The organism is Paenibacillus forsythiae T98 (assembly GCF_000520735.1).
Taxonomy (GTDB): domain Bacteria; phylum Bacillota; class Bacilli; order Paenibacillales; family Paenibacillaceae; genus Paenibacillus_AQ; species Paenibacillus_AQ forsythiae.
In genome coordinates this window covers 1-6,790 of the sequence record NZ_ASSC01000288.1, presented here as the reverse complement: position 1 = coordinate 6,790, position 6,790 = coordinate 1, and the positions used below count along the sequence as shown (strand labels likewise).

Below are 6,790 nucleotides of genomic sequence, written 5' to 3'. Positions count from 1 at the left end.
CCCAGCCGCGACCGGCTGCCCGTTGATCGTCAAGGATACCCCGAACGGAACATTCGCTTTAAGGCTCATCTTGCTCTCATCCGTCGTATATTCAATATCCGAGCCGTATGAGGTCCGGGGCAGCGTGACAATCATCGGCATATCGACCCAGCGCAGCACGTAATCGTCGATTGTCTGCTTGCTGCCGCCCTGATTGGCGATTGTCTGCCTCATATTGGTGTCGGTGGAGCTGTATGCCCAGTTCCCCATATCCTCCGTGTCACCGGCACTGCGCGCATGGCTCGTAAAGGCCTCGGTGCTCCATGCTCCGCGCGTATATTTATACTGTATCGATTTGCCCGCCATCATCTTGAAATGATATTCGACCACACTCCGGTCGGTCGCGCCGCTCGGCACCTTCATAGCGGTCCCTCCGGCATTCCAGCCGTTGAAATCGCCCGCGATATAAATGCCGTCCGTGCTCGGCGTGTAATCCGGCAGATGCAGACGAAGCGTTACATCGACCATGACGAGCTTCGGCGTAACCGCCTCTTCCGCCGAATACGAGCGGTTGTAGGCGGCGTCATAGGCGGCAACCTTATACGTGTAAGCCGTATCATTGCTGACCGTATAATCCTTGTACTCCCGCACGCTGCTGCCAAGAGAGGCAACCAGCGTGTACTCTTTTCCCGCTTCCTTCCGGTAAATTTCGATGCCCGCGGCATCCGCCGCGTCAAGGGCCCAGGTCAGATGCGTCATGTTCGATTCTACCGGAATGCCGTCCAGTACAGGCGCCGCAGGCGCTTCGTCATCATCCGGGTCGGGGGAGACGGCCAGGGTGGACGGATTGGAAGCTACATAATGTCCCCCATTGTCCGTAGATACCTCAGCCAGATACGTATAGCTGCCTGCAAAGGTCGGCTCGAACTTCGCCCAATATATTTTGGAGCCGGTTTCCGTATTGTCCGTCTTATAACGCAGCTTCGTTTCCAAAGCCTGCTCCGGCGAGCCTGAGCCTGGGTAATAGATCAGCTTCGCGATCACGCCCGGCGGCTCCTGACCGAGATAGGCCGGCACATCCGTCAGTCCCGGAATGTTAATATCCACCAGAATTTCGTAGGTTGCCTTGCCTACTCCGACCGTCATATAGGTTGCTTCCTGCACCGTTGTCACGGAATGGATGACAAAAGCCGGCGTTGCCGAAGCCATACCGCATGGCTCGCTTTCGCTGACTCCCACCTTCGCCGTCACGGTGTAGTAGTATTTATTGCCGTTAGTTACGCTGCTGTCCGTGTAGCCAAGGCCGCTGCTCTCGCCTACCTTGTGCAGCTCGCCGCCCTCAATGGCCGCGCGGTAGATCGAATAACCCTCGGCGCCGTCCACGGCGTTCCAGGACAGGGTTGCACTGCCGTCTCCTCCGACAGCGTGAAGTCCCGTAACCTGGGGCACGAACGACAGCTCGCCCGTTGACAGCAGCATCATGCCGGAGAGCGCCGGGATCGTCAGACCGATTTTGCCGCCAGTTACCGTTCCTTCCTCGCCGCTTCCGAGCTGATCCCGGAGCTTCAAGCCTTCGGGAAGAAAGCCGGTCACATCCGCGTTCACCGTCCGGGCGCTGTCTCCCCGGTTAATGGCGACCAGTCCGGCCTTGGCATCATCCTTGCGGGCATAGACAATAACGTCCCCGCTTGCATAGGCCACCTTCAGATCGCCGGTCCGAAAGACTTCATTGTCATTCCGAACCTTTGCCGCCGTCTGATACGTATTGAACAGCTCCGTATATTGGCCCGCCGCGCTGTAGCCGCCGCTGCCCTCAATAATTCGCTCCCAGGGAAAAGCGCGTCTCGAGTCAGGGTCCTTCGTACCCGTGACGCCGACTTCATCCCCGTAGTAAATCGTCGGAGCGCCGGGGTATCCCATTTGCAGAACCGCTGTCAACGCTTGCAGCTTGAGCGAATGCTCCGAAGCTTCATCGGCAATAACCAAATGCTCCTCTTCATAGTCGGGATGATCGTATTTGGTAATCGAACGGGTCGTATCATGCGAGTCAACCAGGTTGAGCATCGCCTGCCACGCTTCCTGCGGATAATCCTCGCGGATCGATTCCAGCGACTGGTTCAGCGTATTCGCGTCACCGGAAATCATATAGCTCTGAACCGCGCCGCGGAACCGGTAGTTCATTACCGAGTCGAACTGGTCCCCCAGCAGGTAACGTGTGGCCACGCCCCATTCTTCGCCCAAAATAACCGGGTCTTCAATCGCATTGCCGTTCGCATCCGTTCTCCCTTCCGTTGATTTGACCGCTTCGCGGAATTTCCGCCACGTTCCGCTCGATACGTCGGGAGCGACATCCAGCCGCCAGCCGCTTGAGCCCATCCACATCCATCGCTGCGAGTTGGTGGATTCCATCGCCTTCTGCGCGTAGGCTGCGCCAAGACCGGCAAGATCATGCCCGATGACCGCCTCCCGGTAGCCGATGTTGTTCCATTCGTTCTGCCCGTCAAGCGCCTGCGTGTCCGCAGGGAAAAAGTCCGTCGGCTCCGTTTGCGGGTCCTTGGCGTCCATCGCCGGGAGGGAGTCATAGCCCCACCATGCGTCGTATTTGTAATGCAGGTTGTCGTCGTCGCGGTTTTTGACCTGTTCATTCAATATGGTGAACCAGGTCGTGTATGCAAAATCGTCCGGATATTTATATTTCGCACCCGTCAGCGGATTGACCTTGGCCGTAAACTCCGCGCGTACTGCGGCTTCCGCATCCGTTTGGGACAGGCTGTCCGCGTTCATTCTGTCATAGACCCTGGACCAGTACTCGTAAGCTCCGATTTCGGGATATTTGCCATACCGGTCAAAATAGATCGAGTCGTCTCCGACATGATTGAACACGCCATCGTTAATGATATGCATGCCCTGCCCGCGCGCAGCCTTGGCAAAAGCCTGATACACCCGGTCGGATTCCGCCCGTGAAGCCGTGTAATCCAGCCCCGAGGACGGCTCGCCCGGCGTGTTATATACCGGCTTGCCGAACATCGGATCAAGATGCTCGTAATCGGTGGCGTCGTATTTATGGTTGGAAGCAGCCCAGGCTACGGGATTGAGATACAGCGTCGTAACGCCCAGCGATTTCAGATAGCCCAGCTTATCCTGAATCCCTTTAATATCCCCGCCGTAGAACTCGTTGGTCCACGCCCCGTCCGTCCTGGCTTCCGGATAGTACGGTTTATTCTCGGCTGTGCTGCGGTCCGGATTCTCCGGCACGTCGCTCCACATTCCCCATACCTGATCCGGCGCAAGATCATCCGCTACCCCGCCGTCAAAATACTGGAGCTTCTGTCCGCCCTTATCTGTCGCATATTCCTCCGAGCTTGCCCCGCGGTAACCGTCCGCCGTCTTGGCGCGGTTGTTGCTCTTGTCTCCGTCAAAGAAACGGTCCGGAAAAATCTGATATACGACGGCGTTCTTCATCCAGTCGGGCGTCTTGAAATCTGGATCATAGACCGTCAGATCGTAAGGAACAGCCCCTTCATCGCTTACGCTTCCGCTCCCGCCTCTTGAGGTATCGTCTCCATACTCGGCTTTGGCCGCACCGTCCACCAGAATGAATTTATAGCCCCAGATGCCGATTTTGGAGAACTGGCTGCCCGGAATCGTCACCTCAAAATAATCCTTGTTATTTACCGTGGTCACCCGGTTCATCGTAAAATCCCTGGAAAGCGAATCCGGGTTCGTCAGCTCGACCTTCGCAAGCTGTACATCGCCCTGCAAGGCGGCAATCCGCAGCGTAACATCCTGCTGTCCCATTTTGATCGCGCCGAAGGGCTTCTTGTACGTAATCGAACGACTATCGAACGCGACGGAGCCTTTATCGATTTTGCCGTCGTAAGCCGAATTTTTAGCCGTATAATCATGGGTAAGGTTCTTGCTGCCGGAGCTGTAATCGATCGTAAACGTAACATTGGCCGGATCAAGCACATTTACAGCCAGATTGCTGCCGTTGTCTCCGTAGCTTTCGTCCTTGCTCCAGTCGGTCCCGAAAATCACCTTCGCCTGATAGCTTCCCGCAGGCAGACTCCGCTGAATTTTGTACACCGTGTTATCAAAGTGATAATCGACAAAAAACTGGCGGCTGTCCCCGGGGGACCATTCCGTTTCCCCGAAGACGCGCTGCAAGTCTCCGACCAGCCTTGGCCGCTTGTCAGGGGTGAGAGCAGGAATATACTGGGGGATGCCCTGCACGTTCGGCAGACTGATTCGCGCCTCGTTCAGCTCCTCATTTATGTAGAAGTTGACCTTCGCGGGCGCGGTCAGATCGAAGGCAAAGTTATTGCCGCCGTTGTCGAATCCGCTCCAGGTGCCGGATTTGACGAGCTTGAATTCGTAATGTCCCTCCGCAAGTACAGTGGAATGCTCGTAAAAGCCGCCGACCAGATGCTTCATCTGCATTTCCGCGTCGCTGTTATCCCAGTTCTTAATGCCGACAACGATCCACTTGGTCGCCCCTCCCGGCTGTTCGGTCAATGAATCGGCAACCGGCGTGTCCGAATCGGCGTTCACTTCTGCGGGCAGCAGCCCTGAAAACAACTGGAAAACCAAAATGATAGCGGTTACAATAGAGGTCCAACGCCAGCTCTTCTTCTCATGCTCCATTGACATAGAAATAGTATCCCTCCGCTTTAATGGCATTCAAACATTGTGCCAACGTTTGCACAGAAGACATAAAAAATCTGCTGCTTCTTTAGGACAGCGTCAAACTCAGTTCATTGCACCTGATTGAGCCGGATTCCAAGCATAACAGCAGAAATATTCACAAACGTTTGCACGATCATGTTTATTCGATCATAGCATACGCCCGATTTGGTGTAAACGCTTTATTTAGCATTTTATAGAAAATATGAATAGACTACCCTTCCCGGTCTTTTGCCCCGGTAATCAGACGGCCAGCTTGCCGATTATTCCCGGGGGACGCACAGCGCTTTGTTCTTCTCTTGAAACCGTTCGTTGTGGGAAGAGACGCCGGCGGTCTTGGGGGCTTCCGGATCAAGATACAGCTTGGCGCTGTTGACCGCCAATACCGCGTCCGTAAATGTGCCCGCAATCAGCCTCACCTTGCTGTCATAGCTGGCAAAATCACCGGCGGCGAACACGCCCGGCAGATTCGTCTCCAGCCTGGCGCTGGCGTTCACATGCCATTCTCCCATATCCAGCCCCCAGCCCCGCACAGGCCCAAAGTCGGATTTCATTCCGTGATTGACTATGACGGCGTCCACTTCAAAGCGTGCGGTTTCGCCGGTTTCCACATGACAGAGAGTCACTTCCTCTATGCGTTCTCCCCCGCCGCTATGCAGTTGGCTTACGGAATAAGGCGTGCGCACAGTTACCGAGGACTCCTTCATGGCGGCGATATTTTTCTCATGCCCGCCGAACTGCTCTCGCCGGTGTACGATGGTCACCCGTCCCGCCACCGGCTCCAGCGCGTTCGCCCAATCCACCGCGGAGTCACCGCCGCCGGATATCAGCACATGCTTTCCTCTGAATGGCTCCAGCTCCTGAACGGTATAATACAGGTTCGATATTTCGTATCGGTCGGCCCCTTCAAGCTCCAGCTTGGCCATCTTCAGAATGCCGTACCCGATACACAGAATGACCGTGCGAGTCCAATGAATGCTGCCCTCCGCAGAGACAAGCTGATAAGTGCCATCCTCCTGCCGGTCCATCGCGACAATCTGCTCCCCCAGCACAATGGCCGGATCAAAGGTAGACGCCTGCTGCTTGAGCCGATCGATGAGCTGCCTGCAAAGCACAGGCCCAACACCGCCTACATCCCATATGACCTTTTCGGGGTAGACAAGCATTTTACCGCCCAGCTCCTGATTCGCGTCGATTAATTTGGTCTTCAGGTCGCGCATCCCGCTGTAAAAGGCCGCATACATTCCGGCGGGACCGCCGCCGATAACCGTTACATCGAATAATTCCGGTTGATGTTCCATCGCTCTCCTCCAGTAAATAGCTTATGTAGCTCTCTCATTATATGATATTGATAATCATTATCATTAAAATTGTACATGAATTCACTCTTTCTGACAACACAAAAAGCCCAAGCGCTCAGGCCTGGGCTTCATGCCTTACCGTATGTACCTCTTGGAAGCCGGAACCGGATTTACTCGGCCGGAGGTGTAAATGTGCGGGCCGCAAACTCCGCATCCATCATGAAGAAAGCGTTGCTGTCGTTCTCGATCCGTTTCAGCTTTTGGATAATGCTGCTGAACAGCGCTTCTTCCTCAACCTGCTCGTCGATGAACCATTTCAGGAAATAAATCGTGGCATGCTCACGCGCGTCGAGCGCCAGATCGGCCAGATGATAGAATTTGCTGGTGTTCTTCTGTTCATGGGCATAGCTTGTCTCAAAAGCTTCGAGCACGGAAGCATACTCATTCTTCGGCTCAGGCAGCGCCGCCAGCGTAGCCCGCTGATCGCGGTCGTTCAGGAATTTGTAGATCTTCATCGCATGGAAACGTTCCTCTTCCGCCTGGATCTGAAAAAAGTTCGCGAACCCGTCCAGACTTTCGCCCGAACAATACGCCGCCATCGCCAAGTACACATGCGCCGAATAGAACTCAAAATTCATTTGCTCATTTAGCGCTTTTGCCAATTCCTCTTGCATGTAACCTCACTCCATCCTTAATGATTTATTATTCCATCATACCATGAAGCCTGTCCCAAAGGCCTGACATGAGGAGAAAAAACGTGGCAAATAGAAGAAAAATGTTGAAAAAGCATCGTGATGACTCCCATCCCTAAAGGGAGGGGCTTCTCA

3 protein-coding genes are annotated in these 6,790 nt (G+C 54.8%); all 3 read right to left on the bottom strand.

Annotation, left to right across the window (positions count from 1 at the left end):
- Positions 1 to 4,629 (bottom strand): alpha-amylase family glycosyl hydrolase (locus L692_RS0109550; RefSeq protein WP_025699331.1); only part of this gene is annotated, 4,629 nt, incomplete at its 3' end.
- Positions 4,630 to 4,925: 296 nt separating this feature from the next.
- Positions 4,926 to 5,963: an NAD(P)/FAD-dependent oxidoreductase gene (locus tag L692_RS0109545; protein ID WP_025699330.1), complete on the bottom strand. Its 1,038-nt coding sequence runs from the start codon at positions 5,961 to 5,963 to the stop codon at positions 4,926 to 4,928.
- A 170-nt stretch (positions 5,964 to 6,133) separates the two neighbouring features.
- The gene (locus L692_RS0109540; protein WP_025699329.1) at positions 6,134 to 6,637 is read right to left on the bottom strand and encodes a ferritin; all 504 of its coding nucleotides are present in this window, start codon (positions 6,635 to 6,637) and stop codon (positions 6,134 to 6,136) included.
- Between the last annotated feature and the right edge of the window lie 153 nt (positions 6,638 to 6,790).

Coding starts and splice junctions, on each gene's coding strand:
- L692_RS0109545 (WP_025699330.1), bottom strand. CDS start 5,963: ATGGAACATCAACCGGAATTATTCGATGTAACGGTTATCGGCGGCGGT.
- L692_RS0109540 (WP_025699329.1), bottom strand. CDS start 6,637: ATGCAAGAGGAATTGGCAAAAGCGCTAAATGAGCAAATGAATTTTGAG.